The sequence below is a fragment of the Actinoallomurus liliacearum genome, assembly GCF_039542035.1.
Taxonomy (GTDB): Bacteria; Actinomycetota; Actinomycetes; order Streptosporangiales; family Streptosporangiaceae; genus Actinoallomurus; species Actinoallomurus liliacearum.
In genome coordinates this window covers 155891-182758 of sequence record NZ_BAABHJ010000003.1, presented here as the reverse complement: position 1 = coordinate 182758, position 26868 = coordinate 155891, and the positions used below count along the sequence as shown (strand labels likewise).

At 73.4% G+C, this 26868-nt stretch carries 24 protein-coding genes; 14 read left to right on the top strand and 10 right to left on the bottom strand.

The genetic code is table 11. The annotated features are described in order from the left end of the window. Nucleotides 1–2 precede the first annotated feature (2 nt). Entirely contained in the window at nt 3–1076 is a 1074-nt protein-coding gene (locus tag ABD978_RS06740) for an alkene reductase (protein WP_345350066.1), read from the bottom strand. Nucleotides 1077–1193: 117 nt separating this feature from the next. On the opposite strand from ABD978_RS06740, the gene ABD978_RS06735 reads away from it, so the two are divergent. Next, nucleotides 1194–1625, top strand: coding sequence for a MerR family transcriptional regulator (locus ABD978_RS06735; protein WP_345350063.1), 432 nt, complete (start codon nt 1194–1196; stop codon nt 1623–1625). Between the two features lie 134 nt (nt 1626–1759). On the opposite strand, the gene ABD978_RS06730 is transcribed toward ABD978_RS06735, so the two are convergent. Further along, nucleotides 1760–2407, bottom strand: a complete 648-nt coding sequence (locus ABD978_RS06730) for a TetR/AcrR family transcriptional regulator (protein ID WP_345350060.1) — start codon at nt 2405–2407, stop codon at nt 1760–1762. Nucleotides 2408–2469: 62 nt separating this feature from the next. On the opposite strand from ABD978_RS06730, the gene paaZ reads away from it, so the two are divergent. Genes paaZ through paaE form a run of 6 tightly spaced genes read left to right on the top strand, consistent with a single transcriptional unit; the run spans nt 2470 to nt 8191 of the window. Further along, nucleotides 2470–4521, top strand: coding sequence for a phenylacetic acid degradation bifunctional protein PaaZ (paaZ, locus tag ABD978_RS06725; protein ID WP_345350057.1), 2052 nt, complete (start codon nt 2470–2472; stop codon nt 4519–4521). Beyond that, complete coding sequence (paaA, locus tag ABD978_RS06720; RefSeq protein ID WP_345350054.1) at nt 4518–5456, top strand: 1,2-phenylacetyl-CoA epoxidase subunit PaaA; 939 nt, start codon at nt 4518–4520, stop codon at nt 5454–5456. The genes paaZ and paaA overlap by 4 nt, the downstream gene beginning before the upstream one ends. Further along, nucleotides 5453–5728 (top strand): 1,2-phenylacetyl-CoA epoxidase subunit PaaB, encoded by a 276-nt coding sequence (paaB, locus tag ABD978_RS06715; RefSeq protein ID WP_345350051.1) that lies wholly within the window; start codon nt 5453–5455, stop codon nt 5726–5728. Before paaA ends, paaB begins: the two co-directional genes overlap by 4 nt. Before the next feature lie 10 nt (nt 5729–5738). After that, nucleotides 5739–6605, top strand: coding sequence for a 1,2-phenylacetyl-CoA epoxidase subunit PaaC (gene paaC, locus ABD978_RS06710; protein ID WP_345350048.1), 867 nt, complete (start codon nt 5739–5741; stop codon nt 6603–6605). Next, nucleotides 6599–7102 carry a 1,2-phenylacetyl-CoA epoxidase subunit PaaD gene (paaD, locus tag ABD978_RS06705; RefSeq protein WP_345350045.1) on the top strand — a complete coding sequence of 168 codons (504 nt, stop codon included), beginning with the start codon at nt 6599–6601 and terminating at the stop codon, nt 7100–7102. The genes paaC and paaD overlap by 7 nt, the downstream gene beginning before the upstream one ends. Next, on the top strand, nt 7103–8191 hold the full coding sequence (gene paaE / locus ABD978_RS06700; RefSeq protein ID WP_345350042.1) for a 1,2-phenylacetyl-CoA epoxidase subunit PaaE: 1089 nt from the start codon (nt 7103–7105) through the stop codon (nt 8189–8191). It abuts the gene before it with no gap. Nucleotides 8192–8210: 19 nt separating this feature from the next. Here paaE and ABD978_RS06695 read toward each other — a convergent pair whose 3' ends face one another. From ABD978_RS06695 to ABD978_RS06675, 5 genes are all read right to left on the bottom strand, one after another. Then, entirely contained in the window at nt 8211–9230 is a 1020-nt protein-coding gene (locus ABD978_RS06695; protein WP_345350039.1) for a cation diffusion facilitator family transporter, read from the bottom strand. Next, nucleotides 9227–9658, bottom strand: a complete 432-nt coding sequence (locus tag ABD978_RS06690) for an ArsR/SmtB family transcription factor (RefSeq protein ID WP_345350037.1) — start codon at nt 9656–9658, stop codon at nt 9227–9229. Before ABD978_RS06690 ends, ABD978_RS06695 begins: the two co-directional genes overlap by 4 nt. Nucleotides 9659–9698: 40 nt before the next feature. Then, on the bottom strand, nt 9699–10751 hold the full coding sequence (locus tag ABD978_RS06685) for a PP2C family protein-serine/threonine phosphatase (RefSeq protein WP_345350035.1): 1053 nt from the start codon (nt 10749–10751) through the stop codon (nt 9699–9701). Nucleotides 10752–10978: 227 nt separating this feature from the next. Then, nucleotides 10979–12076, bottom strand: a complete 1098-nt coding sequence (locus tag ABD978_RS06680; protein ID WP_345350032.1) for a PP2C family protein-serine/threonine phosphatase — start codon at nt 12074–12076, stop codon at nt 10979–10981. Nucleotides 12077–12131: 55 nt separating this feature from the next. Then, a complete protein-coding gene (locus ABD978_RS06675; RefSeq protein WP_345350029.1) occupies nt 12132–13415 on the bottom strand; it encodes an FAD-dependent oxidoreductase in 1284 nt (427 codons plus the stop codon). A gap of 196 nt (nt 13416–13611) precedes the next feature. Here ABD978_RS06675 and ABD978_RS06670 point away from each other — a divergent pair, with 196 nt between their 5' ends. The 5 genes from ABD978_RS06670 to ABD978_RS06650 all read left to right on the top strand — a co-directional run bounded on the left by ABD978_RS06670 (nt 13612) and on the right by ABD978_RS06650 (nt 21189). Continuing rightward, nucleotides 13612–16233: a LuxR C-terminal-related transcriptional regulator gene (locus ABD978_RS06670; RefSeq protein ID WP_345350026.1), complete on the top strand. Its 2622-nt coding sequence runs from the start codon at nt 13612–13614 to the stop codon at nt 16231–16233. A gap of 32 nt (nt 16234–16265) precedes the next feature. After that, nucleotides 16266–18875, top strand: coding sequence for a LuxR C-terminal-related transcriptional regulator (locus ABD978_RS06665; protein ID WP_345350023.1), 2610 nt, complete (start codon nt 16266–16268; stop codon nt 18873–18875). Nucleotides 18876–18997: 122 nt separating this feature from the next. After that, nucleotides 18998–19480, top strand: coding sequence for a hypothetical protein (locus ABD978_RS06660; RefSeq protein ID WP_345350020.1), 483 nt, complete (start codon nt 18998–19000; stop codon nt 19478–19480). A gap of 91 nt (nt 19481–19571) precedes the next feature. Continuing rightward, nucleotides 19572–20231 (top strand): hypothetical protein, encoded by a 660-nt coding sequence (locus tag ABD978_RS06655; protein ID WP_345350017.1) that lies wholly within the window; start codon nt 19572–19574, stop codon nt 20229–20231. Between the two features lie 4 nt (nt 20232–20235). Continuing rightward, nucleotides 20236–21189 (top strand): hypothetical protein, encoded by a 954-nt coding sequence (locus ABD978_RS06650; protein WP_345350014.1) that lies wholly within the window; start codon nt 20236–20238, stop codon nt 21187–21189. Nucleotides 21190–21282: 93 nt separating this feature from the next. Here the strand turns inward: ABD978_RS06650 and ABD978_RS06645 are convergent, their stop codons facing one another. After that, nucleotides 21283–21486, bottom strand: coding sequence for a hypothetical protein (locus ABD978_RS06645; protein WP_345350011.1), 204 nt, complete (start codon nt 21484–21486; stop codon nt 21283–21285). Nucleotides 21487–21598: 112 nt separating this feature from the next. Between ABD978_RS06645 and ABD978_RS06640 the strand changes: the two genes are divergently transcribed. Both ABD978_RS06640 and ABD978_RS06635 read left to right on the top strand, forming a co-directional pair. Then, nucleotides 21599–22540 carry a LysR family transcriptional regulator gene (locus tag ABD978_RS06640; RefSeq protein WP_345350008.1) on the top strand — a complete coding sequence of 314 codons (942 nt, stop codon included), beginning with the start codon at nt 21599–21601 and terminating at the stop codon, nt 22538–22540. Between the two features lie 129 nt (nt 22541–22669). Continuing rightward, a complete protein-coding gene (locus ABD978_RS06635; protein ID WP_345350005.1) occupies nt 22670–23911 on the top strand; it encodes a serine hydrolase domain-containing protein in 1242 nt (413 codons plus the stop codon). Nucleotides 23912–23919: 8 nt separating this feature from the next. On the opposite strand, the gene ABD978_RS06630 is transcribed toward ABD978_RS06635, so the two are convergent. After that, the gene (locus ABD978_RS06630) at nt 23920–25749 is read right to left on the bottom strand and encodes a DEAD/DEAH box helicase (protein ID WP_345350002.1); all 1830 of its coding nucleotides are present in this window, start codon (nt 25747–25749) and stop codon (nt 23920–23922) included. Between the two features lie 229 nt (nt 25750–25978). After that, complete coding sequence (locus tag ABD978_RS06625) at nt 25979–26818, bottom strand: SAM-dependent methyltransferase (protein WP_345349999.1); 840 nt, start codon at nt 26816–26818, stop codon at nt 25979–25981. Between the last annotated feature and the right edge of the window lie 50 nt (nt 26819–26868).

The following is a 26868-nucleotide window of genomic DNA, read 5'->3' as shown; positions in this document are numbered from 1 at the left end:
CGTCAGGCCGTGTGCTGGTAGGCCGGGTAGGTCAGGTAGCCGGCGTCGCCGCCCTGATAGGCCGTGGCCTCGTCGACGGGGGCGATCGGCACTCCGAGGCGCAGCCGCTCGACCAGGTCGGGGTTGGCGATGAAGGCGCGGCCGAAGCTGATCAGCTCGGCGCCGAGCCCGAGCCAGTGGTCGGCGTCCGCCCGGCCGGTCTGCTTCGGTCCCAGCGGGAGCACCGGGTTCATGATCAGGGTGCCCGGCCACGCACGGCGCAGGCCGACCAGCACGTCCTCGTCGGCGGTGGCCTCGAGGTGGACGTAGGCGATTTCGAAGCGGGCCAACTCGGTCAGCAGCGCGCTGTAGAGCTCGGGCACGTCCGCCTCCGCGACTCCCCAGAACGTCCCGCCCGGGGAGAGACGGATGCCGGTCCTCGCCGCGCCGACGGCCTCGACGGTCGCGGCCACCGCCTCGACGGCGAACCGGATCCGATCGGCCACCGAGCCGCCGTAGCGGTCCGTGCGCAGGTTGGCGTTGGACGAGAGGAACTGGGAGATCAGGTACCCGTTGGCGCCGTGCAGTTCGACGCCGTCGAAGCCGGCGTCGACGGCCCGGCGGGCCGCCTCGGCGTACGACCGGGCGTGCTCGGGCACCTCGGCGGTCTCCAGGGCGCGCGGGACCGGTGCGGGCTGCGGTCCGGTCGGGGTGAACACGTCGCCGGCGGCGGGGACGGCCGAGGGCCCCACCGGATGCAGGCCGGTGGTGTCGGGATGCGAGACCCGCCCGCCGTGCATGATCTGAGCGAAGATCCGCCCGCCGTTGGCGTGCACGGCCCCGGTCACGGGACGCCAGGACGCCACCTGCTCATCGGTGTGCAGCCCCGGCGTGCCGGGATTGGACTGCCCGATCAGGCTCGGCTGCACGCCCTCACTGATGATCAGCCCGGCCGTCGCCCGCTGGGCGTAGTACGTCGCCATCGACGGTGTCGCCAGACCGCCGGCGGCGGCCCGCACCCGCGTCATCGGCGCCATCACCACCCGGTTGGGCAGCGCCAGGTCGCCGAGCCGGTAAGGGTCGAAAAGGGTCGTCATCTCAGGTCTCCTTCGCTGTGCGGTGCCCGAACCTCGAGCACCGGGGCTACGCTAAAACCTGACATTGACGTCAGAGGCAAGAGTTGTGCCGAGCGTCACAACCGGAAGGACGACGACATGCGCATCGGGGATCTCGCCGCGCGGGCCGGGGTCAGCGTCCGGTCGCTGCGCTACTACGAGGAGCAGGGCCTGCTCGTCAGCACCCGCAGCGCCAGCGGACAGCGGCATTACAGGGAGGACGACGTCGACCGGGTGAGGTTCCTCCAGCGGCTGTACGCCGCGGGCCTGTCCAGCCGCACCATCCTGGAACTGATGCCGTGCGTCGACGCGCCCAGCGAGAAGCACGCCGACCTCGCGCTGGAGCGGATGGCGCAGGAGCGTGACCGGCTCTCCCAGCACATCGCCGACCTTGAACGCACCCGGGAGTCCCTGGACGGGCTGATGGCCACGGCCCGAGCCCACCGCGAGCGCCTGGACGATGGCGGCCGACCGGTCACCCCGCCCTCGGGCGTCCCGGGCTCGGATGCGTGCCGAACGCCTACGGGGTGAAGGCGTCCGCCCGTCGCACCGGACGAAAGGCTCGGTGAAAGCCGCTTCCAGCCGACAATCCGAGGCGGTTTGCTACGGTTCGCGACCGCGTTCACCGAGATTTCGGTACGCGCCGGTGTGCCTGGGCGAGCGGGTCAGGGTTTACGGGTGCGGAGGCCGTCGAAGGCGACCGTCGCGACGGCGTCCGCGAGGTCGGGGCCGCCGATGTGGCCGTGCGGGCGGTACCACTCGATCAGCGAGTTGACCAGGCCGAAGAGCAGGCGGGCGGTGGTGGCCGGGTCGACGTCGCTCCGCAGGTCGCCGTCGGCGACGGCGTCGGCGACGAGCCCGGCCACGATGCGGTCGAACTCCCGACGCCGCTCGAGCGCGTCCCGCTCGACCTGGGTGTTGCCGCGCACCCGCAGCAGCAGCGTGACGAAGGGCAGCCGGTCGACCAGGACCGTCACACTGCCCCGGACGAGGTGCTCGAGGCGGTCGACGGCGCGCCCGGGCACGGAGTCGAGCTCGTCGACCAGCGCGAACAGCCCGTCGAGGGCACGGCCTGTGGCCAGCCGCAGCAGCTCCTGCTTGCTCGACACGTGGTGGTAGATCGCGGCCTTGGTGACGCCGAGCTCGCGGGCGAGGTCGTCCATGCTCGTGCCGTCGAAGCCGCGCTCGTTGAACAGGCCGACCGCGACCCGCAGCAGGGACTCCCGGTCGTAGCCGGGCCGACCGCGCCGGGTCTGCCGCGCTCCGGACGACGCGGCCGAGCGGCCACCCGGCCGCCCCCTTCCCTCTGCCATGGGAGAACGGTAGCATGAATTACCTACCGTTCGGTCAGTAAATCGATCTGGAGGCCGGCTCCATGACCGCACTGCACAGTTACGTCGGCGGCCGGTGGCAGGCGCCGACGGGCGAGGGCATCCCGCTGCACGACGCGGCGACCGGCGAGGAGATCGCCCGCGTCTCCACGGCGGGGATAGACATGGCCGCCGCCCTGGACTACGGCCGCCGCGTCGGCGGGCCGGCGCTGCGCGAGCTCACCTTCCACCAGCGCGCGGCCCTGCTGAAGGCGCTCGCCTCACACCTGCGCGAGCACCGCGAGGAGCTCTACGCGCTGTCGGCCCGGACCGGCGCCACGCTGAACGACTCGCGCTTCGACGTGGACGGCGGCATCGGCGTGCTGTTCGCGTACGCGAGCCGGGGCCGCCGCGAGCTGCCGAACGACACGGTCTACGTCGATGGGCCCGTCGAGCCGCTGGGCAAGGGCGGCACGTTCGTCGGACAGCACGTCTGCACCCCGCTGCGCGGCGTCGCCGTCCAGATCAACGCGTTCAACTTCCCCGTGTGGGGGCCGCTGGAGAAGCTCGCCCCGGCGTTCCTGGCCGGGATGCCGAGCCTGATCAAGCCGGCGGAGCAGACCGCGTACCTCACCGAGCGGCTGGTCCGGCTGATCGTCGACTCCGGGCTGCTGCCGGACGGCGCCGTACAGCTCGTCTGCGGCCCGCCCGGTGACCTGCTCGACCACGTGACCGGCCAGGACCTGGTCGCGTTCACCGGCTCGGCCGCCACCGCGCGCAAGCTCCGCGCACACCCGGCGATCGTCGCCGAGGCCGCGCGGTTCACCGCCGAGGCCGACTCGCTCAACTGCTCGATCCTCGGGCCGGACGCCCGGCCCGGCACGCCGGAGTTCGACCTGTACGTCAAGCAGCTCGTCACCGAGATGACGGTGAAGGCGGGGCAGAAGTGCACCGCGATCCGGCGTGCCCTCGTCCCGGCCGAGCTGATGGACGACGTCGCGGCGGCGGTGTCCGAGCGGCTGGCCAAGGTCACCGTCGGCGACCCGTCCCGCGAGGACGTACGGATGGGGGCCCTCGCCAGCCTCGACCAGCGGGAGGAGGTCCGCCGGGCGGTCAAGGCGCTGCGCGGCGCCGCTCACCTGATCTTCGGCGACCCCGACCACGTCGACGTGGTCGGCGCCGACGCCGACCGGGGCGCCTTCGTCTCCCCCATGCTGCTGCGCTGCGACGACCCCGACCGCGCCGAGCCGCACGAGGTGGAGGCGTTCGGGCCGGTGGCGACGCTGCTGCCGTACGACTCGGCCGAGCAGGCGATCGAGCTGGCCGCGCGCGGCCGGGGCAGCCTCGCCGGGTCCGTCGTCACCGCCGACACCGGCTTCGCCCGGCAGATCGTGCTCGGCCTCGCGCCGTGGCACGGCCGGCTGCTCGTCCTCGACCGGGACGACGCGAAGGAGTCCACCGGGCACGGCTCGCCGCTGCCCGGCCTCGTGCACGGCGGGCCGGGCCGCGCGGGCGGCGGCGAGGAGATGGGCGGCCTGCGCGGCGTGCTGCACCACATGCAGCGCACCGCCGTCCAGGGCGACCCGAAGACGCTGAGCGCGGTGACCGGCCGCTGGGTCGCGGGCGCCCCGAGGCGTACGCACGTGTCCGGCACGGGCGAGGGCGTGCACCCGTTCCGCAAGTCCCTCGCGGAGCTGCGGGTCGGCGACGCGGTGACCGCCGGGCCCCGCGCGGTCACGCTCGAGGACATCGACCACTTCGCCGAGTTCACCGGCGACACGTTCTACGCGCACACCGACGAGGAGGCGGCCCGGGCGAACCCGCTGTTCGGCGGAATCGTCGCCCACGGCTACCTGGTCGTGTCGCTGGCCGCCGGGCTGTTCGTCTCCCCGGAGCCCGGGCCCGTCCTGGCCAACTACGGCCTGGAGAACCTCCGGTTCCTCACCCCGGTGAAGCCCGGCGACGAGCTGACCGTGACGCTGACCGCCAAGCAGATCACCCCGCGCGCGAACGCCGACTACGGCGAGGTGCGCTGGGACGCCGACGTGACCAACCAGACCGGGGAGTCGGTGGCCAAGTACGACGTGCTCACCCTGGTCGCGAAGGAGATCTCATGACGGCCGTCGCCGAGGAGAGCCTGGGCCGGCACTTCGAGCACACGATCGAGCGCGACCAGCGGATCGAGCCGCGCGACTGGATGCCGGACGCCTACCGCGCCACGATGATCCGCCAGATCGCGCAGCACGCGCACTCGGAGATCATCGGCATGCAGCCGGAGGGCGACTGGATCACCCGCGCGCCCTCGCTGCGGCGCAAGGCGATCCTCCTCGCCAAGGTGCAGGACGAGGCGGGTCACGGCCTGTACCTCTACTCCGCCGCCGAGACGCTGGGCGTCGACCGGGCCGACCTGACGATCCGGTTGATCGAGCGGCGGCAGAAGTACTCCTCGATCTTCAACTACCCGACGCTGACGTACGCCGATGTCGGGGTGATCGGCTGGCTCGTCGACGGGGCCGCGATCTGCAACCAGGTGCCGCTGTGCCGCAGCTCGTACGGCCCGTACGCCCGGGCGATGATCCGCATCTGCAAGGAGGAGTCGTTCCACCAGCGGCAGGGCTATGAGCTGCTGATGACGATGATGCGCGGCACCGACGCGCAGCGGGCCATGGTGCAGGACGCGGTGGACCGCTGGTGGTGGCCGAGCCTGATGATGTTCGGCCCGCCCGACCAGGACTCGCCGAACACCGCGCAGTCGATGGCCTGGAAGGTCAAGCGGCACACCAACGACGAACTGCGCCAGCGGTTCGTCGACATGACGGTGCCGCAGGCCGACGCGCTGGGCGTCACGCTCCCCGACCCCGACCTCACGTGGAACGCCGAGCGCGGCCACCACGACTTCGGCCCGATCGACTGGGACGAGTTCAAGCGGGTGCTGCGCGGCGACGGCCCGTGCAACGCCGAGCGCGTCGCCCGGCGGCGCCGCGCCCACGAGGACGGCGCGTGGGTGCGCGAGGCCGCCGCCGCCCACGCCGCGAAACGGAGGAGCTCATGAACGATCTGTACGAGGTGTTCGTGCGGGGGAAGCGCGGGCTGAACCACGTGCACGTCGGCTCGCTGCACGCGCCCGATGACGAGATGGCGCTGCGCAACGCGCGGGACCTGTACACCCGTCGCAACGAGGGCGTGAGCATCTGGGTGGTGAAGGCGTCGCACATCGCGGCCTCCAGCCCGGACGAGAAGGACCCGTTCTTCGCGCCGTCGGCGGACAAGGTCTATCGGCACCCGACCTTCTACGACATCCCCGACGACGTGCCGCACATGTGATCGGAGCGCCATGTCCTTCGACAACGTCTACGAGGCCCTGACCGGGGACGGCGACGCCCGGTGGGCGTTCGGCACCGGCTTCGCCGACCCCCTGGCCGGAGTCGACACCACCGTCCCGCCGGACGTCGACCGCGCCGACCTGGCCGCCTACTGCCTGATGCTCGGCGACGACGCCCTGATCATGTCGCACCGGCTGCAGGAGTGGTGCACGAACGCGCCGGACCTCGAGGAGGAGGTCGCGCTGGCCAACATCGGGCTCGACCTGCTCGGCCAGACGCGCATGCTCTACGCCCGCGCGGGCCACGCCGACGGCACCGGCCGTGGCGAGGACGACTACGCCTACTTCCGCGCGCCGGAGGAGTTCGGCAACGTACGGCTCGTCGAGCCTCCGCGCGGCGACTTCGGAGACCTGGTCGCCCGGCTGCTGGTGTTCGCCACCTGGCGGCTCGCCCTGCTGCAGCGCCTGATCCCCTCCCGCGACCCGGTCCTCGCCGCGATCGCCGCCAAGGGTGTCAAGGAGGTCGCCTACCACCGCGACCACGCCGCCCAGTGGGCGGTGCGGCTCGGCGACGGCACCGACGAGTCGCACCGGCGGACGCAGGCCGGGCTCGACCGGGTCTGGCCGCTGGTCGAGGAGCTCTTCGCGCCGCACGAGGTCGAGGAGCGCCTGGCCCGCTCGGGCGTCGGGGTGGACCCGGCCGCCCTGCGCGCGGAGTTCGACGCCGTCCTCGACCAGGTCCTCAAGGCGGCGACCCTGCGCCGCCCCGACGTGCCGCCGGCCCCGGGCGGGCGGCGGGGCTCGCACACCGAGGCCCTCGCGCCGCTGCTCGCCGAGCTGCAGAGCGTGGCCCGCGCGCACCCGGAGGCGACGTGGTGACCGCGACGGCGGACGCGCGGGCGGTGGCCGAGACGGTCACCGACCCGGAGCTGCCCATGCTCACGCTCGCCGACCTCGGCGTGCTGCGCGACGTGACCGCGGAGGACGGCCGGGTCGTCGTGACCATCACCCCGACCTACTCCGGCTGTCCCGCGATGGACGCCATGCGCGCCGACCTGGTCCGCGCGCTGCGGGCGGCGGGCCACGAGGAGGTCGAGGTGCGCACCGTCCTGCACCCGCCGTGGAGCACCGACTGGATCAGCGCGGCGGGCCGCCGCAGGCTCGCCGAGGCCGGCATCGCGCCGCCCGGCGCCGCCCCGCGCCGTGGGGAGGGGCCGATCCCGCTCCGCCTCGGTCCGACCGTGCGCGCCGTCCGGTGCCCGCGCTGCGGGTCCGCGGACACCGAGGAGACCTCGGCGTTCGGCGCGACCGCCTGCCGGGCGCTGCGCCGGTGCCGTGCCTGTCTCGAACCGTTCGAGCACGTCAAGGAGATCTAGGTGACCGTCAGCACACCGGCGCCCGCGCGGGCGCGCGGAGGGTTCCACCGCCTTCGGGTCGCCTCGGTGGAGCGGCTGTGCGCCGACGCGGTGGCGGTGACGTTCGACGTTCCGCCGGAGCTCGGCGACGCGTACGCCTTCCGCGCCGGCCAGTCGCTGACGTTGCGCCGCGAGGTCGACGGCCGGCAGGAGCGACGGTCGTACTCCATCTGCGCGGCCGAGGGCGCCGCCCTTCGCATCGGGGTCCGGGAGGTCCCGGACGGGCTGTTCTCCTCCTGGCTCGTACGGGAGGTCCGCCCCGGTGACGAGCTCGAGGTCGGGCCGCCCACCGGCGGGTTCACCCCCGGCGACGACACGGCGGGCCACCACGTCTTCGTCGCGGCGGGGTCCGGCATCACGCCCGTCCTGTCGATCGCCGCCACCGTCCTGCGCGACCCCGCGGCCACCGCGACCCTGCTGTACGCGAACCGGCGCGCGGACACCGTGATGTTCGCCGACGAGCTGGCCGACCTGAAGGACCGCCACCTCGAGCGCCTGGAGCTCGTCCACGTCCTGTCCCGCGAGCCGCTGGAGACCGAGCTGTTCACCGGACGGCTGGACGCGGCGAAGTTCACCGCGCTGGGCGCGCTGCTGCCCCCCGTCCGGGACGTGGCGCACTGGTGGCTGTGCGGGCCGTACGCGATGGTCGAGGACCTGCGGGCCGTACTCGACCGGGCGGGCGTCCCGGCGGGCCGGGTGCACCGGGAGCTGTTCTTCGTCGACGACGTGCCGCCCGCGCCGGTCCGCCACGAGGACGCCGCTCCCGACGGGGCCACCAGCGAGGTGACGATCCTCCTGGACGGCCGCACGACGACGGCCGCCGTGCCGCGTGACACGCCGCTGCTGGACGCGATGCAGCGGGTCCGGCCCGACCTGCCGTTCGCCTGTAAGGGCGGCGTCTGCGGCACCTGCCGGGCCAGGGTCACCGACGGCAAGGTCCACATGCGGCGCAACTTCGCCCTCGAGGAGGCGGAGGTCGACGCCGGCTTCGTGCTCACCTGCCAGTCGACGCCGCTGTCCGAGCGCGTCGGCCTGGACTACGACGCCTGAGGGCCGTCCGGCCCGCGGCTCACGCGCCGGGGGCGCGCTCGGGTCCGGGCCGGTGCACGGGTCCGTGGGAGTCTCCGCAGTGATCCTCCGGACGCGGACCGATCGACAGCAGCGGATCGGGGTTGTGGTCGACCTGAAGCGTCGTGTGGGTGATCTCGTACGACTCCGCCAGCACCGCCTCGAGATCGGCGCGTACCGCGTGGCAGTCCTCCCCCGGGGCGACGAGGACGTGCGCGGACGCCGCGGTCATCCCCGCCGTGATCTGCCAGATGTGCAGGTCGTGCACCTCGGTGACGTAGGGACGCCCGGCGAGGGCCCTGCCGACCTGCTCCGGGGAGACGCCGGCGGGGGCCGCCTCGAGGAAGATCCGTCCCGACTCGCGCACCAGCCCCAGCCCCGCCTTGACCATCAGCACCACCACAACGAGCGAGGCGATCGCGTCCGCGCGGGCGAATCCGGTCACCATCATGACCAGGCCGGCGACGGCCGTGGCGATGAAGGCGTACGCGTCGGTGAGGATGTGCCGGAAGGCGCCCTCGACGTTGAGGCTGGTGCGGTCGGCCCGGGAGATCAGCCAGGTGGCGCCGACGTTGACGACGATGCCGACCAGCGCGGTGGCCAGCACGAGGCCGCCGGTCACCTGCGGCGGGCTGACCAGCCGCCGGATCGCCTCATAGGTGAGCCACGCCGACAACAGCAGCAGGGAGAGCCCGTTGGCCTGCGCGGACAGGATCTCGGCACGCTTCAAGCCGTACGTGTAACCGCCCCGCGGCGGCTTGGCGGCCAGCCGCATCGCCACCAGCGCCAGGACGATGGACGCGGCGTCGGTCAGCATGTGCGCCGCGTCGGAGATCAGCGCCAGGGAGCGCGCCACCACACCGACGGCGACCTCCCCGGCCATGAACGCGACGATCAGGCCGAGCGCCCCGCTCAGCAGGCGCGAGTCGGCGTTCTCGCTGACGCCGTGGGTGTGGCCCGCGTGGCCGTGGGCGGGCCGGGACTGGTCGTGACCGTCGGGGTGCGCGTCGTGGGCCCTCATGTCACGTCTCCCTCGCTCTCCTGGCGTTCGGGGTGGGCGGCGGCCGGGGCGTGGCCGATGTGGGTGAGCGCCACGTCCAGCAGCATGCGCACGTGCGCGTCGGCGAGCCGGTAGTACGCCATCCGCCCGGACCGGCGCGCCTGGACGACCCGGTGGGCGCGGAGCAACCGCAGGTGGTGGGAGACGGCCGACTCGCTGGTGCCGGCGACCGCGGCCAGGTCGCAGACGCACATCTCGCCCTCCAGCAACGCGACCAGGACCTTCAGCCGGCCGGGATCGGCGAGCAGCCCGAACACGTCGGCGACCTCGGCGACGTCGTTCGCCGGCGGCATCGACGCGCACACGGTCGCGACGCGGCCGGGGTCGACCACGCGTACCGCGCACGACTCGAGACCGACGACCGCCCGATCATCTGAACGATTGCTCATATGTCGTCACCTTAATGACGGGCTCCGCCACCGCCAACCCCTACCCGAGCGTCCGCTTGACGGCGATCACGGCGACGTCGTCATCCAGGCTGTCCCCCGCGTACGCGCACAGGTCCTCGTGCAGGCGCTCGACGAGCCGCGCCGGATCGTCCTCCTCCCACGTGAGCAGGCGCTCCCGGAGGGGATAGAACGCGCCACCGGCGTCGCGGCACTCGATCACGCCGTCGGTGTACAGGAGCAGCAGGTCGCCGCGCCGGAAGGGAAACGTGTCGACGTGGGCGTCGGCCGCGGCCAGCTCCCCCAGGCCGAGCGGCGGCGCGGGCCTGGTCGCCCCGAGCTCTCTGACCTGACCGCCCGCCAGCAGCAGGGGCGGCGGATGCCCGCGGTTCACGACGTGCACGCACGGCTCCTCGTCGGGGATGTCCAGCACGGCGGCGGTCACGAAGTTCTCTTCCCCCGACCACTGCTCGCCGTCGCGCGACGCGGTGAGCTCGACGGACGCGGCGCCGTCCAGGAAGGTGAGCAGATCACGGAGCGGCGCCCGCTGATGGGCGGCCGCGCAGAACGCCCCGATGACCAGGGCGGCGCTGTCGACGGCGGTCAGGCCCTTGCCCCGGACGTCCCCGATGATCAATCGGGTGCCCCCGACGATGCGCGCCGCGCCGTACAGGTCGCCCCCGATCCTGGCCTCCTGCTGGGCGGTCAGGTACAGCGATGCGATGCGCAGCGGTCCGACCCGCTCGGGCAGGGGGCGCATCAGTGCCCGCTGGGCCGTCTCGGCGACCGAGCGCACGATCGCCAGCTCACGCTGATGCCGCTGCCGGGCGGCGGAGAAGAACACGATCAGGACCGAGACGAAGACGAGCGAGAACAGGTGGCTCTCGTACTCCGCGACCCCGCGCCAGCGGTCGGCCGTGCCGATGATCAGTTCGGCGCCGATGGCCACCGACCCGATCAGCGCGACCTCCACCGGTCCGGCGAAGGACGCCGTGAGCGCCGGCGCCACGATGAGCAGCGGGCCCAGGTGGATCTGCGGCCCGGCCGCGATGTCGGCCACCACGATCAGCACGACCAGCGACAGTGGCAGCAGCACCAGCGCATGGCCCTGCCACCATGTCCACGGACGGACCGAACAGCCGTTCCTGAACCCTCGCACCATCCCTGCCTACCCCCTCGTACGCGCCGACACCGGGACGGACGCCCCGTCCGGGCGGCGCTGCCGGCGGGCGCCGGTGGTCCGGCGCAGGACGTGGGCCGTGATCCGACGGGCGAGGCGCGGCGCCGGCCGGCTATTCGGGTGTCCGCCTGGGCACCGGTCGCCTATGCGGGTGCCCGTCTGACCGCGATGATGGCGACGTCGTCGTCCAGGCGTTCGTCGGTGTACGCGCACAGGTCCTCGTGCAGGCGCTCGACGAGCCGTTCGGGATCGTCCTCGCGCCAGCGCCGCAGCCGCTCCTGGAGGGGGTAGAACTCGCCGGCGACGTCGCGGGCCTCGATCACGCCGTCGGTGTAGAGGAACAGGACGTCGCCGTGGCCGAAGGGGAAGGTGTCGACCTCGGCTTCGACCGGGGCCAGGTCCCCCAGGCCGAGCGGCGGCGCGGGCCGGCCGGCGGCCAGTTCCGTGACCTTCCCCCGGGCCAGGAGCAGGGGCGGCGGATGCCCGCGGTTCGCGACGTGTACGCGCGGCTCCTCGTCGGGGATGTCCAGAACGGCGGCGGTGACGAACCGTTCCGCCCAGCCGGGGTCGTCGCACGAGGTCGGCTCGACGGCGGCGGCGCCGTCGAGGAAGGTGAGCAGTTCGCAGAGCGGCGACCGCTGGTGGGCGGCCGCCCAGAACGCCCCGACCACCAGGGCGGCGGTGTCGACGGCGGCCAGGCCCTTGCCCCGGACGTCCCCGATGATCAATCGGGTGCCCCCGACGATGCGCGCCGCCCCGAAGAGGTCGCCGCCGATCCTCGCCTCCTGCTCGGCGGTCAGGTACAGCGACGCGATGCGCAGCGGACCGAGCCGTACGGGCAGGGGGCGCATCAGCACCCGTTGAGCCGTCTCGGCGACCGAGCGCACGATCGTCAGCTCTCGCCGGTTCCGCTGCCGCAGCGCGGACACGAACATCATCACGCCCATGATCATGATCAGCGAGGACAACTGCATCTCGTACTCCGCGACCCCGCGCCACGTCTCCGAGACGCCCACGACCACGTACGACGTGATCGCCACCATCCCGATGATCGCGACCTCACTCGGGCCGGCGAAGCAGGCCGTCGTCGCCGTCGCCACGCTGAACAGCGGGCCCAGGTGGACCATGGGTCCGTTGACGAAGTCGGCCGCTCCGATCACCAGGATCAGCGCGAATGCCGGCACCAGCGGTGCGCGGCCCCGCCACCACGACCGCGAGCGGACCGGACTGTCAGCCCTCAACCGTCGCACCCTCCCTGCATACCCCCTGGTCAGAGGCGAACCGCAAGACTCTGTCCTAATGCCGGAGAGCGGTGTCGTCGACGGGTGTCCCCGCCCGCCGCTCAGGGGTGCGGACGTGCTCCGGCAGCAGACCGTAGACCATGATCCGGGCCATCACCTGGGACAGCAGCCGCCTGCCGTTCGGAGTCTCGAGGATCGCGGGCAGGCGTGGTTCCCCGTCGCCCAGAGCCTGGTCGACGACGCAACGCTGGATGATCCGCTGCACGCTCTGCGTGCCGATCGTCGGAACGGCCCGGCGGCGCTGGACGCGGCGCACCAGACCGGGGTTGAGCGTGCGGTCGAACCGCGCCGGGTCGGCCTGCGCGCGGTACAGCGGGTCGGCCAGCAGGTTGGCGGTCGCGACCGCGTCCTGGACGGCGAGGTTGATGCCGACGCCGCCGATCGGCGACATCGTGTGGGCGGCGTCACCGATGGCGAGCAGACCCGGCCGGTCCCATCGTGAGAGCCGGTCCAGGCCGACTTCGAGGAAGGCGACCCTGTCCCAGTCGTCGACCTCCCCCACCCGGTCGGCCAGGAACGGAACCAGCGCCGCCAGCCGGTTCCGCAGTGCCTCGAGCCCTTGGCCGCGGACCCGCTCGTACGACCCTTTGGGGATGAGGAAGGCGATCTGCCAGTAATCCCCGCGGTCGATCGTCGCGGCCATCTGGCCCCGGCCGATGTAGCCGCCGAGGCCGGTCGGGTCACCCGGTCGCCGGGAGATCCGCAGCCACAGGACGTCCATCGGCGCGCCGAGCTCGGTGGGGACCATACCGGCGGCGCTGCGCAGATCGGACCGGCGGCCGTCCGCGGCCACGGTGAGCACCGCCCGTAGCCCGTGCTCGCCGGAGGCGTCCCGGTAGCGCAGTCCGCGCACCGCGCCGTCCTGTTCGAGCGGGCCGAGGACCTCGGCCTCCATCCGCAACCGGAACGTCGGGTACCGCTGCGCGCGCTCGGCCAGCAGGGTCAGGAAGTCCCACTGCGGGATCATCGCGATGTGGCGGTACCGCCACCGGGTGAACCGCGTGAGGTCCGCGTCGATCAGCGGCCGGGTGTCCGTCGCGATCCGCAGCGTGGTCAGTTTCCGGTGCGGAAGGCCCTCCAGCTCGTCCAGCAGTCCGAGCTCGTCGATCACCCGCAGCGTGGACGGGTGCACCGTGTCACCGCGGAAGTCGCGGAGGAAGTCGCCGTGCTTCTCCAGCACCGTGGTCCGCACCCCGGCGCGGGCCAGGAGCAGGCCGAGCGTGATCCCGGCCGGGCCGCCGCCCGAGATCGCACACGTCGTGGTCAGATCCTCCGGCATCACCGATCCCCGCCCTCGATCGCGGCTGTTCGCGTACGGAGACGCGTCTGGCTCATACCCGGGCCAAGACTCGGGAACCCGGCGATCACCGACGGCCCGAGCCGATGATGCGGCCGGTGCCCCCCGGAGCCGCTGCCGTGGCCGGATGCGGCCAGCACTCTGTCACTCAGCGAGTTCGGCTACGTACGATCAGTGCATGTGGTCCCCCTCGCCGTTCGTCGGCCGTGGGGCACAGCTCGACAAGGTGCGGGCACTGCTGACGCACGGGACCGCTCGCGGAGTCGTGATCGTGGGCGCGCCCGGCGTGGGAAAGACGCGCCTGGCGGCGGAAGTGATCGCCGAGCTGGACCCGGCCCGGTTCACGGTGGTCCGGGCACAGGCGACCCTGGCCGCGTCCGCCCTGCCCTACGGGGCGTTCGCGCACCTGCTGCCTCCTGGTCCCGGTGCGGGTGGTCGCGCCGACGGCCACGGCTGGGCGGTCGACGCGCTGCTCGCCCGGAGCGGGCGGAACACGCTGGTGGTGGCCGTCGACGACGCGCACCGGCTCGACCCCGCGTCGGCCGCCCTCGTGGCCGACGTGGTCGCCCGGGGAGCGCGGCTTCTCGCCACGGTCCGCGGTGGGGAGGAGGTCCCCGCCCACGTCCGGCGACTGTGGCGGAACGGGCTCGTGCCGTCGCTGGAGCTCGGACCGCTCTCGGAGACCGAGACGGCGCGGATGCTGGCGCACTCGGTCCGCGGCCAGGTGGAGGCGGCGACCGCGCGGCGCCTGTGGCGGATCACCGAGGGAAACCCACTGTTCCTGCGCGAGCTCGTCCTCGCGGGCGCCCTGACCGAGAGCCGTGGCGTGTGGCGGCAGAAGGGCGGCCTGCCCGTCGTGCCACGGCTGTACGAGCTGATCGGCGGCCGGATCGGCGAGGTCGACGAGGAGGAGCGGGCGGCCCTCGAGCTCGTGGCGTTCAGCGAGCCGGTGGGCCTCGACATCGTCATGGGCCTGACGTCGCCCGCGGCCGTACGGCGCGTCGTCGACCGGGAGATCGTCATGGTGGTCGTCGACCGACGCCGACGGCTCGCGCGGCTGGCGCATCCGCTGTACGGCGAGGTGATCCGCGCGCGGACCGGTGGCCTGCGCGCCCGCAACCGGTTGCGGGCGCTGGCGGAGGCGACCGAGGCCACGGGGCTGCGCAGGCGCGACGACGTGCTGCGCGTCGCCGTCTGGCGGCTGCAGAGCGACAGCGTGACCGATGCCGCGCCCATGGTCGCGGCCTGCCGGCTGGCCTGGGCCGCGCACGACGTCGACCTGGCCATCCGGCTGGGGCGGGCGGCCGTGGATATCGGTGGTGGCGTGGACGCGGCGGTCACGCTGGGGGCCGTCCTGCACTTCGCCGACCGGCCCGGGGAGTCCGAGGCGGCGTTACGCCGGGCGGCCGACGAGGCGGTCACCGACCGCGAGCGCGCGCTCGTCGCCGCGGCCCTCGCCCGCGTGCTCCACGGTGGCCTCGGACGCGCCGCCGACGCCTACCGCGTCCTCGACGCCGCGGAGGCGGCGATCACCGCCCCGGAGTGGCGCCAGGAGCTGCTCGCGGTCAAGGCGTCCTGCGAGGTCCTCTCCGGGCGTATCGAACCGTCGCTGGCGCTGACGGCCCGCGTACGCGCGATGGGCCCACCGGTGCCGCGCGTGTCCGCCCGCCTGTCCGCCGTCGAGGGCAACGCGTTCGCGTGGAGCGGGCGCACCGAACGTGCGACGGCCGTGGTGAACGCGGCGCTCGCGACGGTTCGGGACTGGCGCGACGAGATTCCGGACGCCCTTCCCTGGCTCGGCCTGGCGCGCCTGACGGCCCGCGTCGTCGCCGGCGATCTCGGCGAGGCCGAGGAGCTGGCCGACGCCGGCTACCACGCGCTCGGCGAGTCCGGCACGTGGGACACCGGCGTCACGGTCCTCGCCGCCGTCCGCGGGCAGATCTGCCGCATGCGCGGCGAGGTCGGCGCGGCGATCCGCTGGTGCCGCGACGCCGTCGCGCGGTTCGGTGACGCCCCGGCCGGATTCGCCGGGCTCTGCTTCGGCGAGCTCGCCCACGCCCTGGCCCTCGTCGGCGACGTCCCGGCCGCCGAGGAGGCCCTGGCGGAGGCGGAGCGGCGTGCCCTGCCCACCTACCTCGCCCCGGACTTCCCGGCCGTGTCGGCCCGGGCCTGGGTGCACGCGGCCCGGGGCGACGTCGACCGGGCCGTCGAGGTCGCGGTCGAGGGCGCCGCACGCGCGCGGGCGAACGGCCTGGCGGCGTTCGAGATGTTCGCGCTGCACGACGTCGTACGCCTCGGCGCGGCCGGCCGTGCCGCCGACCGGCTCGCGGTCCTGGCGCGGCAGGTGGACGGGGTCCTCGCGCCGATGTGCGCGCGGCACGCCGCCGCGGCGGGCGATGGCGCCCGGCTGGACGCCGTGTCGGCGGAGTACGAACGGCTCGGCCTGACCCTGTGGGCCGCGGAGGCGGCGGCCCAGGCGGCGGCCGCCCACGAGTCCGCCGGCCGTGCCCAGGCGGCACGCGCGGCGAGCACCCGGGCGTGGCGGACCGCCCGCAGGTGCCAAGGCGCTCGCACCCCGGCCCTGGCCGCGATGGCGACCCCTGAGGTCACCGCACGGCAGCGCCAGATCATCCAGCTCGTCGTCGCCGGATCGAGCAATCGCGAGATAGCCGAGCGGCTCGGGCTCTCGGTCCGCACGGTCGAGAACCACCTGCTCAGAGCGTACGAGCGGCTCGGTGTCGGCGATCGCGCCGAGCTGGCGGACCTGTTCGGCCCGCCCGGCCATGGAGGTGTCACCTGATGGCGAGCATGTCGGTTCCCTACGATGCGGGCGTGCCGCCCCTCTGGCCGTTCGTCGGCCGTACGGCACAGCTCGACGCGGTGCGCGCGATCCTCGGTGACGGGTCCCGTGCCGGTGTGGTGGTGGCCGGTCCCGCCGGTGCGGGCAAGAGCAGGCTGGCCGCCGAGGCCGTCTCGGGACTGACCGGACGCACGGTCGTGGCGGTTCGCGGCACGACGGCCGCCGCCGACCTTCCCTTCGGCGCGATCGCCCACCTGCTCCCGGAGCGGTTCCCGACCGAGGGCGGCGCGAACCCCCTCCGCCGGGCGGCGGAGGCCGTATGTCCCCCGGGCGGCGGTGCGCTCCTGCTCACCGTCGACGACGCGCACCTGCTGGACGCCGCCTCGGCGGCGCTCGTCCACCAGATGGTGCTGCACCGCAGAGCCCGCCTGCTGGCGACCGTCCGCAGCGGCGAACCCGCGCCCGATCCCATCGTCGCCCTGTGGAAGGACGGTCTGGTCCGGCGCCTCGAACTCGAGCCGTTTCCGGTCGAGGAGACCGGTCGCCTGCTCACCCGGGTGCTCGGCGGGCGGGTGGAGACGGCGACCGTGCGACGGCTCTGGCGGGTGACGCAGGGAAACCTCCTCTACCTGCGGGAGATGGTGATCGCCGGCCGTACGTCCGGGGCCCTCGACGAGATCGGCGGACAGTGGCGCTGGGACGGCGACCTGTCCCTGACGTCCCGGCTCCGCGACCTCGTCGAGGCCCGCATCGGCGACCTCGACGAGGACGAACGCCGGACGCTGGAGTTCGTCACGTTCGGCGAGCCGCTCGGCGCGGACATCCTCGTCCGCCTCACCGGCGCCACGGCCGTCGAGCGCTGCGAGGCACGCCAGCTCATCACCGGTTTCCGGGACGGCCGCCGGCTCCAGGTGCGGCCCGCGCATCCGCTGTACGGGGAGGTCGTCCGCGCCCGCGCGGCGCCCGAACGCACCCGGGAACTCCTCGCCCGGCTCGCCGACGCCGTCGAGGCGACCGGGCCACGACGGCGCGAGGACGCGCTGCGGGTCATCGTGTGGCGGCTCGACAGCGGCACGGCCCGGCGGCCTCGTCCGCTGATCACGGCCTGCCGTCTGGCGATGTCCGTCTTCGACATCACACTGGCACAGCGGCTGGGCCGGGCCGCGGTCGCCGCGGGCGGTGGTCCGGCCGCCGCCGTTCCGCTGGCCTACGCGCTGTTCTTCGACGACCGGCCGGAGGAGGCCGAGCAGGTCCTGCGCCAGGTCATGGGCGCCCCGGCCGCCGACCACGACCGGTCCGGCTACGCGTGGACCCGCACGCTCGGGCTCACGTGGAGCGTGGGGGACGCCGACGCGCACCGGGTCGTCGAGGAGGCCGCCTCCACCGTCACCGACCCGGAGGTCCGCCAGGACCTGATGATCGCGAGCGCGTTCGTCCACTTCTTCGCCGGGCGCCCCCTCGACTCCGACCGGCAGCTCGCGGCGGCGCGCCGGCTCGGCGCCGTCGTGAACCCGGCGAGCGCGGCCGAGGCCGCGGTCGTCGAGGGCCTCCGGCTGGCGCACGGCGGGCACTCCGTCCGCGCGCGGGCCCTCGCCGACGCGGCCCTGCGGGAGGTCACGCGCTGGCGGGACGACGCGCCCGACGCGTACTGGAGTCTGCAGTGCGTCCGGCTGCTCTCGTCGCTGTTCGAGGGCGACCTGACCGCGGCCGAGGAGGTCACCGGCCTGACCCGGCGGCTCATGCGGGAAGAGGCCCCCTGGCGGCTGGGCATGGCCGGGTTCGACGGCCACCGTGCCCAGATCCGCCTCCTCCTGGGGCGGCCCGCGGACGCGGTCCGCTTCTCCCGGGACGGCATCTCGCAGCTCGGTGGGTACAAGGCCGGGTTCGCCGGACTGTGCTTCGGCGAACTCGCCCATGCCTCGGCCCTGCTCGGTGACCTGGCGACCGCCGAGGGGGCCCTCACCGCCGCCGCGGACCGGTCGCTCAAGACGTTCGTGCCGATCGACTTCCCCGCCGTGCTCGCCCGCGCGTGGGTGCACGCCGCCGCCGGCGACCTCGACACGGCCGTGACCGCCGCGCTGGCCGCCGCCGGCGACGCCGAGACCCACGGGCTGCGCTGCTACCGGATGTTCGCCCTGCACGACGCCGTACGCCTCGGGGCCGCTCCCCTGGTCGCCGCGGAGCTGGCCGATCTGTGCGCGTCCGTGGACGGCCCGCTCGCCACGCTCTGCGCCCGGCACGCGTCCGCCGCCGTCGCCGGAGACGGCCCGGAACTCGACGCGGTGTCCCGCGCCTTCGAGCGGATGGGCATGCTGCTGCACGCCGCCGAGGCCACCGCGCAGGCCGCCGCCGCGTACGCTCCCGGCGATCGGGCCGGCGCGTTCGCCACCTCCCGAGCCTGGGCTCTCGCCGGGCGCTGCCAGGGCGCGCGGAGCCCGGCCCTGCGCGGGCTCACGCCACCGCGGCTCACGGCGCGGCAGCGGGAGATCGCCGGTCTCGCCGCGGCGGGGCTGAGCAACCGGGAGATCGCCGATCGTCTCGTGCTGTCACCCCGTACGGTCGCGAACCACCTCGTCGGTGTGTACGGTCGGCTCGGCGTCGGCGATCGCGCCGCCCTCGCCGACCTGCTCCCCCACATCTGACGGGGCCCGGCTCGGCCTCGCCCCGCATTTGAGTACGGCCTACTCATGCCCCGGCCGCGCGCCGTTCCTAGCGTGGTCGTCGACCGCCGGAGAACCGGCGGCCGGACGGGGAAGGGGCAGCGATGGCCAAGTTGTACGCGTCGTGGGTACCGGGGTACTCCTTCGTCCCCCAGGCCATGGGCCCGGCGACGCTCGACACGAGGAATCAGCCGTTCGTCGACGTCAACGGTCTTCGTGAGGGGTTCGGGGCCCACTACTACCTCAAAGAGGGGCAGGCCAACTGGTTCCACGTGGCGATCCCGACACCGGTCATCGTCGAGGACCGCCGCGCGACCCTCGGCCGGGTCATGGTGCTCTTCGCGGTCACCGAGCAGTTCGCCGCCCTGGAGGCCGTGGACGTGTGGGACGGTCCCAACCGGATCCTGCACCGCGAGGGGCTGAGCGTCGACGGCAACCACTCCACAGGCCTCGACGCCGTCAACACCTGGAACGTCAACCACGACGGCATCGCGTGGGGCGTCGGGATCTCCATGGCGTTCTCGGCCCCGGGAGGTGGCGAGATCTACTTCGCCTCCGCCGGCGGCGACTTCTTCCACAACATCTGATCCCACGCCTCGGCCGTCGCGGGGGCGCCGGCCGAGGCCGCTCCGGTCCGTACGGGGACCGGGCCCATCGACAGACGGGGAGGAGGCCTCGATGGCCGCCAGAACATCGATCCAGGAGCCGACCGGGGCACGTCGTGGCACCGGCCGGAGAAGCCGAGCGACACTGGCGGCCATCGCGTGCGCCGCCGCCCTGCTCGGCGGCTGCGACAACGGCGCCGTGGGGGGCGGCTCGGGCGGCGGCGACCACGGCGGTTCCGGCGGAGGCGGGGGCGGCGGTGCCGGCAACGGAGGAGGGAACGGCGGCGTCGGCGGTGGCGGCGCGCATTACGGCTTCGGTCTTCCCTCCGGCCCGACCAGCGGCCAACCCCTCGGCAGGATCTACGGAGCGATCCAGACGCACGACTGTGACGGGGCGCAGGAGATCCTGCGCCAGAGCTCCCCAATCGGCGAATTCGAAGGACTCCTGAGCGTCGGTATCCTCCTCTGCCGCAAGAAGGAGGACACCGCACGGAACGAGATCTCCGAGATCACCGTACCGGCGTTCTCCTCGGGCACCTGGTACCTCTGCGAACTCTGGCGCGCGGAAAGGTCGGTGGTCTATCAGCGGCCACGGTCGGCGTACGGCACCTGTCCAGCACCTCCCGTCGGATCCACCGAACCCTCGCCGTCGGACGAAGGAGACTCGTCCGAGCCATCGGTCTCCGCCGAACCATCCGACTCCGCGGAGTCCTCGTCCGGAACCGGCGGCTGATCGGATGCCGGGAGAGCCCCCGGAGCGCGGAACGGCCTCGCCGGCGCCGCCGACCGCCTCGGAGACGGCCCCGGGAACATCCGCATCCTCCCCGGCCGAGAGCGGCGGCGACGGCGGGAAGGGCAACGAGATCCTCCGCTGGCTCATCGGCGCCGTCGCCAACGCCACCGTCCTGACCGCCCTGCTGGTGTATTTCGGCTGGCAGCGCAACGACGTGCAGTCGCAGGAGCTCGGTTTCGACGAGAGCATCCTCGGGATGTCGACCCGGGACTATGTGCTCCGCAGCGTCTGGCCGGTGCTCGTCCTCCTGCTGACGATCGCGATCGGCGGGATGGTGTGGCTCCAGTGGGACGACCGGCTCGTGCGCCGGATCCGGGCCGGTGGGCGGGACGACCGCGTGGTCCGGTGGACGCTTCGGGTGCTGCCGTTCGCCTGGCTCATCCTGCCGGGAGCCGTGTGGATCGTCGGCTACGTGTGGCGGGCCGCCGCGTACGTCGCCTTCCCCTTCAGCATCGGCGCCGGCGTCCTCCTCCTCGTCTACGCCATCCAGCTGCGGGGCATGCTTCCCGGGGCGAGCGAGCCCCCGCCGGGGAGGGTGCCGCTGTTGCGCGCGTTCGCCGCGATCATCGTCGGCGTCTCGCTGTTCTGGGGGGCGTCCGACTACGCGACCATCCAGGGGTACGCGATGGCGGACCGCTTCGCCGCCGGCATCCGGAACCTGACCCAGGTCGTCGTCTACAGTCCCAAGCGGCTGTACCTCACCGCGCCGGGCGTGACGGAGACGACGCTCACCGACGAGAAGGCGGCCTACCGCTACCGGTACACCGGCCTGCGGCTGAACCTGCACACGGGCGGCCACTACGTCCTGGTCTCCGACGGCTGGACCCCCCGGCACGGCGTGGTCATGCTGATCGCCGATGACGACCCCGTACGCCTGGAGTTCGTACGCGACCGGTGAGCCGAATCCTGTCAGTGCCGAGGGTTCTCGTCGTCCGAGCGACGGAAACCCTCGGCGCGGCGGGCGGGCCGCAGGATTCCCCGGCCGCCGGCGTCAGTGGGCGGCGGGGACGGTGCGGTGCTCGCGGACGCGCGGGTGGCTCGTGGGCTCCGGGGTGCGGGCGGCGACCGCCTTGAGGGCCGGGCGGCGCCGCATCCAGAAGTTGTTCCGGGCCCAGTCGAGGCCGTCGCGGCTGTCCGCGCCCACGAGGGGGCCGAGCACGGCCAGGGCGATGAACATCGCGAACACGATCCACATGGTGGACTCTCCTCCGTCATCAGTCTTCTTCGCGGTTGGTACTTACATTGTCGGCTCCGCAACTATGAAGGTCCAGCGAGCATTACTGCATGAAATCTGTAAGCTCTCCTGAATGATTGATCTGACCCGGTTGCGGGTGCTTCGCGAGCTTCAGCTGCGCGGCACGGTCGGCGCGGTCGCCGACGCGCTCGGCTACAGCCCCTCCGCGGTCTCCCAGCAGCTCGCCCAGCTTCAGAAGGACGTCGGGGTGCGGCTCACCGAACGGGTGGGACGCCGCCTGCGGCTGACCGAGGCCGGGGAGACCCTGGCCCGCGCCGCCGACGGCCTGCTCTCCCAGGCGCGACAGGCCGAGGAGGCCGCACGGGCCGCGTCCGGGGTCGTGGCCGGGACCGTCCGGGTCGTCGCCTTCCAGACCGCGCTGCTCAACGTGGTGGCGCCCGCGCTGGACGCCCTGTCCAGCCGCTACCCGGACCTCGTCGTCGAGGTGCTCGACGACGAGTTCGAGCGCGCCCTGCAGGCCCTCGTCCTGCAAGAGGTCGATCTGGTCATCAGCAACCAGTACGACGCCGTCCGGCGCCCGCGTACGGCCGGGCTGGCCGACGAGCTGCTGCTCACCGAGCCGATCCGGCTGATCCTGCCGGCCCGGCACCGCCTGGCCGCCTCGGAGTCGGCGGTGCGGGTGGCCGACCTGGCGGGCGAGGTCTGGGCGTCCGGGTATCCGGGGACCGCGCACGCGGAGCTCATCGAGCGGATCTGCGTGGAGCACGGCGATTTCCGGCCCGAGATCCGGTACCGCTCCAACGACCTGCTCGTGACCCTCGCGCTCGCCGCGCACGGCCAGGCGGTCGTGCTGCTCCCCGAACTGGTCCGGTTCACCGACCAGTCCGGGATCGCGGTGCGCGACCTGGCCGACACCGACGTACGGCGCCGCGTGATCGTGTGGACCCGCCGGGACGGTGACGTACGGCCCTCGGTGCGCGCGGTGCTCGACGCCCTGCGCGCCGCCGCCGACGGGCTGGCCGCCGTGCGCCCGGGCGTGACCCGCGGCGAGTGATCCCCTATGGGGCCTGGTCGGAGCGCTCGTCCTGCTGCTCGCTCCAGGGGCGAGGTGTATTCAGCGTTACCCCGGAGACGGAAGACCACACCCTGGGCGTCGCGTCGGCCCGTCGGTTGAATCGAGCCCATGAACAACTCACGCACACGAAGATCGCTGGTGCTCGTCGGGGCCGTTCTGGCCGCCTCCATGGCGGGCGGCGCCGCGACCGCCTCGGCCGCTTCCCCGGCCACGGGCACGCTGCCGCCGCTGGACCCCACGGTGCTGCGCGCCGCGATCGGCGGGCTGCCGAACGCCACGGTGACGGGCGCGATGGTGAAGATCACCGGGCCCGCCGGCCAGTGGAGCGGCACCTCCGGCGTCGGGAACGTCCGGACCGGGACGCCCGTTCCCGCGAACGGCCGGTTCCGGGCCGGCAGCATCTCCAAGGTGTTCACCGCCGTGGTCGTCCTCCAGCTCGCCGCCGAGCACAAGGTCGACCTCGACCAGTCCGTCCAGCACTACCTGCCGGGCCTGCTGCCCGCCGCGTACCCGAAGGTCACCGTCCGGCAGCTCCTCGACCACACCAGCGGACTGCCGACCGGCGGCAGCCTCGGCGAGCCGCAGGGCGACCCGAATCAGTGGTTCGTGGACCACCGTTTCGACAGCTGGACGCCCCAGGAGATCGTCGCCGACGCGATGAAGAACCCGATGGACTTCGCGCCCGGCACCCGGCAGCGCTACAACGGGATCAACTACTTCGTCGCCGGACTGCTCATCGAGAAGGTGACCGGGCGCTCCTACGCCCACGAGGTGCAGCGGCGGATCCTCCGGCCGCTGCACCTGAACGCCACGTACATCCTGGACCGGCGGGACCCGCGCCTGCCCGGCCCGCACTCCCACGGCTACGTCGCGGTGACCACGAACGGCACCACCGTGCTGCACGACGTGTCCGAGCAGAGCCCCTACCCGTGGGCCGAGGGCGGAATGATCTCCAGCGCGGACGACCTCACCCGTTTCATCCGCGCCATCTTCCAGGGCCGCGTGGTGCCCCGGTCCGTGCTCGGCGCGATGTTCACCGTGCCGAACGTGGAGTACGCCGACCGGAACAACTGCAACCTCGGGCCGGGCGCCGGCCGCGCCTGTTACAGCGCGGGCCTGATGCGGACGACGCTGCCGAACGGCCTGACCGGCTGGGGCAAGACCGGCTCCCGCCCCGGCTACACCAGCGGCATGTTCGCCACCCGCGGCCTCCGCCGCGTCCTCGTCTACTCCCTCAACCCGACGGGCAACAAGGACGGCTCGGAGCAGCCCTACGTCATGAAGATCGCCGCTGCGGCCTTCGACCCGTCACTCGGCGCTCCCCAGAAGTCCGTGCCCGGCCCGCGCTGACGCCGTCCTCAGCGAGGGCGGCGAGGGCCGGCGTCGCGCTCGCGGCGGACAGTGGGCTTGCGCCCCTTGATGGTGGTCCTGCGGAGGGCCTTGATCACGTCGTCGGCCGCGCCCTCGGGGATCTCGACCAGGGAGAACCGGTCGGCGATCTCGATCGTGCCGATGTCGCGTCCGGCCAGGCGGGACTCGCCGGCGATCGCGCCGACCAGGTCCTGCGGCCGGATGCCCGCGCTGCGGCCGGCGCCGACGAACAGCCGGGTCATGCCCTCCGCGGGGCCGCGGTCGCGGCGATCGCGGCGGCCGCCGTCCCTGCGGTCGCGGCCGTCCCGCCGGTCGCGGCCGTCACGGCCGGGCTTGTAGGTGACCTCCGGGATCTCCTCCTCGTCGACCGTCGCCCCGCTGGAGTCGTAGGCGAGCTTGACCGCGGCGAGGGCGACCTCCATGACGTCGAACTCCTCGGCGAGCGGCTCGACGACCGCGAGGAACTGCTGCAGGTCGTCCTCGAGCAGGCTCTCCTGCAGCGCCGCGCGGGTCAGCTCCATGCGCCGGGCCCGCAGGTCGGCGACCGTGGGGACCTTCTGCACGGCGATCCGCTGCTTCGTCTGGCGTTCGATCGCCTTGAGCATCCGGTGCTCGCGCGGCTCGGCGAGGGTGATCGCGACGCCCTCGCGGCCCGCGCGGCCGACCCGGCCGATGCGATGCACGTACGTCTCGGGCGCGGAGGGCACGTTGTAGTTGACGACGTGGGTGAGCGACTCGATGTCGAGCCCGCGCGCGGCCACGTCGGTGGCGATGAGCAGCTCGGCGGTCCCGTTGCGCAGCCGGCCCATGACCCGGTCCCGCTGCTCCTGGCTCATCCCGCCGTGCAGCGCCTCGGCGCGGTAGCCGGAACCGTTCAGGCTCTCGGTGAGCTGGTCGACCTCCTCGCGCGTACGGCAGAAGACGATCGCGGCGGTGGGCGACTCGACGTCGAGGAGCCGGCCGAGCGCCGCCGGCTTGTGGGCCCGGCCGACGACGTACGCGTCCTGCCGCACCTTCGGCGCCTCGCCCGGGGCGGGCGCCTCGCGGCCCATCTGGATCCGGACGGGCTCGCGCAGGTAGCGCCCGGTGATGTTCTCGATGCGCGGCGGCAGCGTCGCCGAGAACAGCACGGTCTGCCGTTCTTCCGGCGTCTCCTGGAGGATCGCCTCGATGTCCTCGGCGAAGCCCATGTCGAGCATCTCGTCGGCCTCGTCGAGCACGACGGCGCGGACGGTGTCCAGCTTCAGGGTGCCGCGGCCGATGTGGTCGAGGGCCCGGCCCGGCGTGGCCACCACGACGTCGACCCCGCGCTCGATCGACTTGATCTGCCATCCGATCGGCTGGCCGCCGTAGATCGGCAGCGCCCGCACGCCCATCTCCCGGCCGTACCGGTGGAACGCCTGGGAGACCTGGACGGCCAGCTCCCGGGTCGGCACGAGGACGAGGGCGACCGGTCCGGCGCCCCGGCGGCCCTCGGCGGACGTCCGCTGCAGGATCGGCAGCGCGAACGCCGCGGTCTTGCCCGTCCCCGTCGCGGCCTGGCCGACGAGGTCGCTGCCATCGATCAGCGGTGGGATCGCCTCACGCTGGATGGGCGTGGGCTCCTCGTAGCCCAGCCCGGACAGCGCGTTCAGCAGCTCCGGCCGGAGCCGCAGGTCCGCGAAGCTCGTCGCGCCGTCGTCCGCGCCTTCGGCCACGCCATCGCCCATGCCTTCGGCCGCGCCGGCGTCCGTACCGTCGGCCGCGCCGGCGTCCGTACCGTCGGCCGCGCCGGCGTCCGTGCCTTCGGCCGCGCCGGCGTCCGTACCGTCGGTCACAACGGCGTCCGTGCCATCCGTTACGCCGTCGGACTCGTTCGGGGTCATCATCGACTGGTCCTTCCCAAAGCTCACCTCTACGCCTACACCGTCCCGATCGGCGCCGTGCGACCGCACCCCAAGTTGGAGCGTTCCCCATGGGCGGGACCGCTGGGACGGGCGCGCGGGAGGGCACGGCCGGAGGGGGCCGGAACGCTCAAGGTGGGTGGGTGCCGGGACGACGCGCCGATCAGGGCTTGCGCCCCACGCCCGCGATCGCCCAGAAGCTCTCAGGGTCGACGGCGGGTACGCCGGAGTCCGGACGCCAGGCCGGGACCTTGACGATACCGGGCTCGGCGATCTGAAGTCCCTCGAAGTAGGGCTCGACGTCCGCCAGGGTGCGGACGTTGCGCCGCCGGCTGCCGCGGACGATCAGTTCGTCCTGGTAGAGCTCGGCGAGCTTCTCGGTGACCTCGGGCCGGGTGTCGGAGATGGGGTGGGTGATGGCCACGTGACTGCCGGAGGCGATCGCCCGGCGGAACCCCTGGACGACGCGCAGCGCGACGTCGTCCTCCGGAATGACGGTGAGCACGCCGACGAGCAGGATCCCGACCGGCTGCGTCAGGTCGACCAGCTCCGTCAACCGCGGATGGGCGAGCAGTTCGTCGGGGTCGCGCATGTCGGCGCGGATGACGGCGGTCCGGGAGGAGTCGGGGAGCAGCGCCTGAGCGTGGTTGACGACGAGCGGGTCGTGGTCGACGTACACGACGCGCGCGTCGGGAGCCGTGGCGCGCGCGGCCTCGTGCACGCTTCCCTGGGTCGGCAGCCCGCAGCCGACGTCGACGAACTGCCGGATCCCGGCGGCCGCCATGAAGCGCACCGCGCGGTTCAGGAAGCCCCGGGACTCCCGTGCCATCATCGGCAGTTCGGGCGCCAGGGTGAGGGCACGTTCGGCGGCCGCCCGGTCGGCGGCGAAATTGTCCTTGCCGCCGAGCATGTAGTCCATTATCCGGGCCTCGTTGGGCATGGTCGGGTCGAAGCCGGATGACCTCGCACCAGACTGCACCTTCGCCCCCTCACCGACCACCACGGGTCGAATGATCCCAGAAACCGACGCCTACCGCTGAACTACGCGACAAC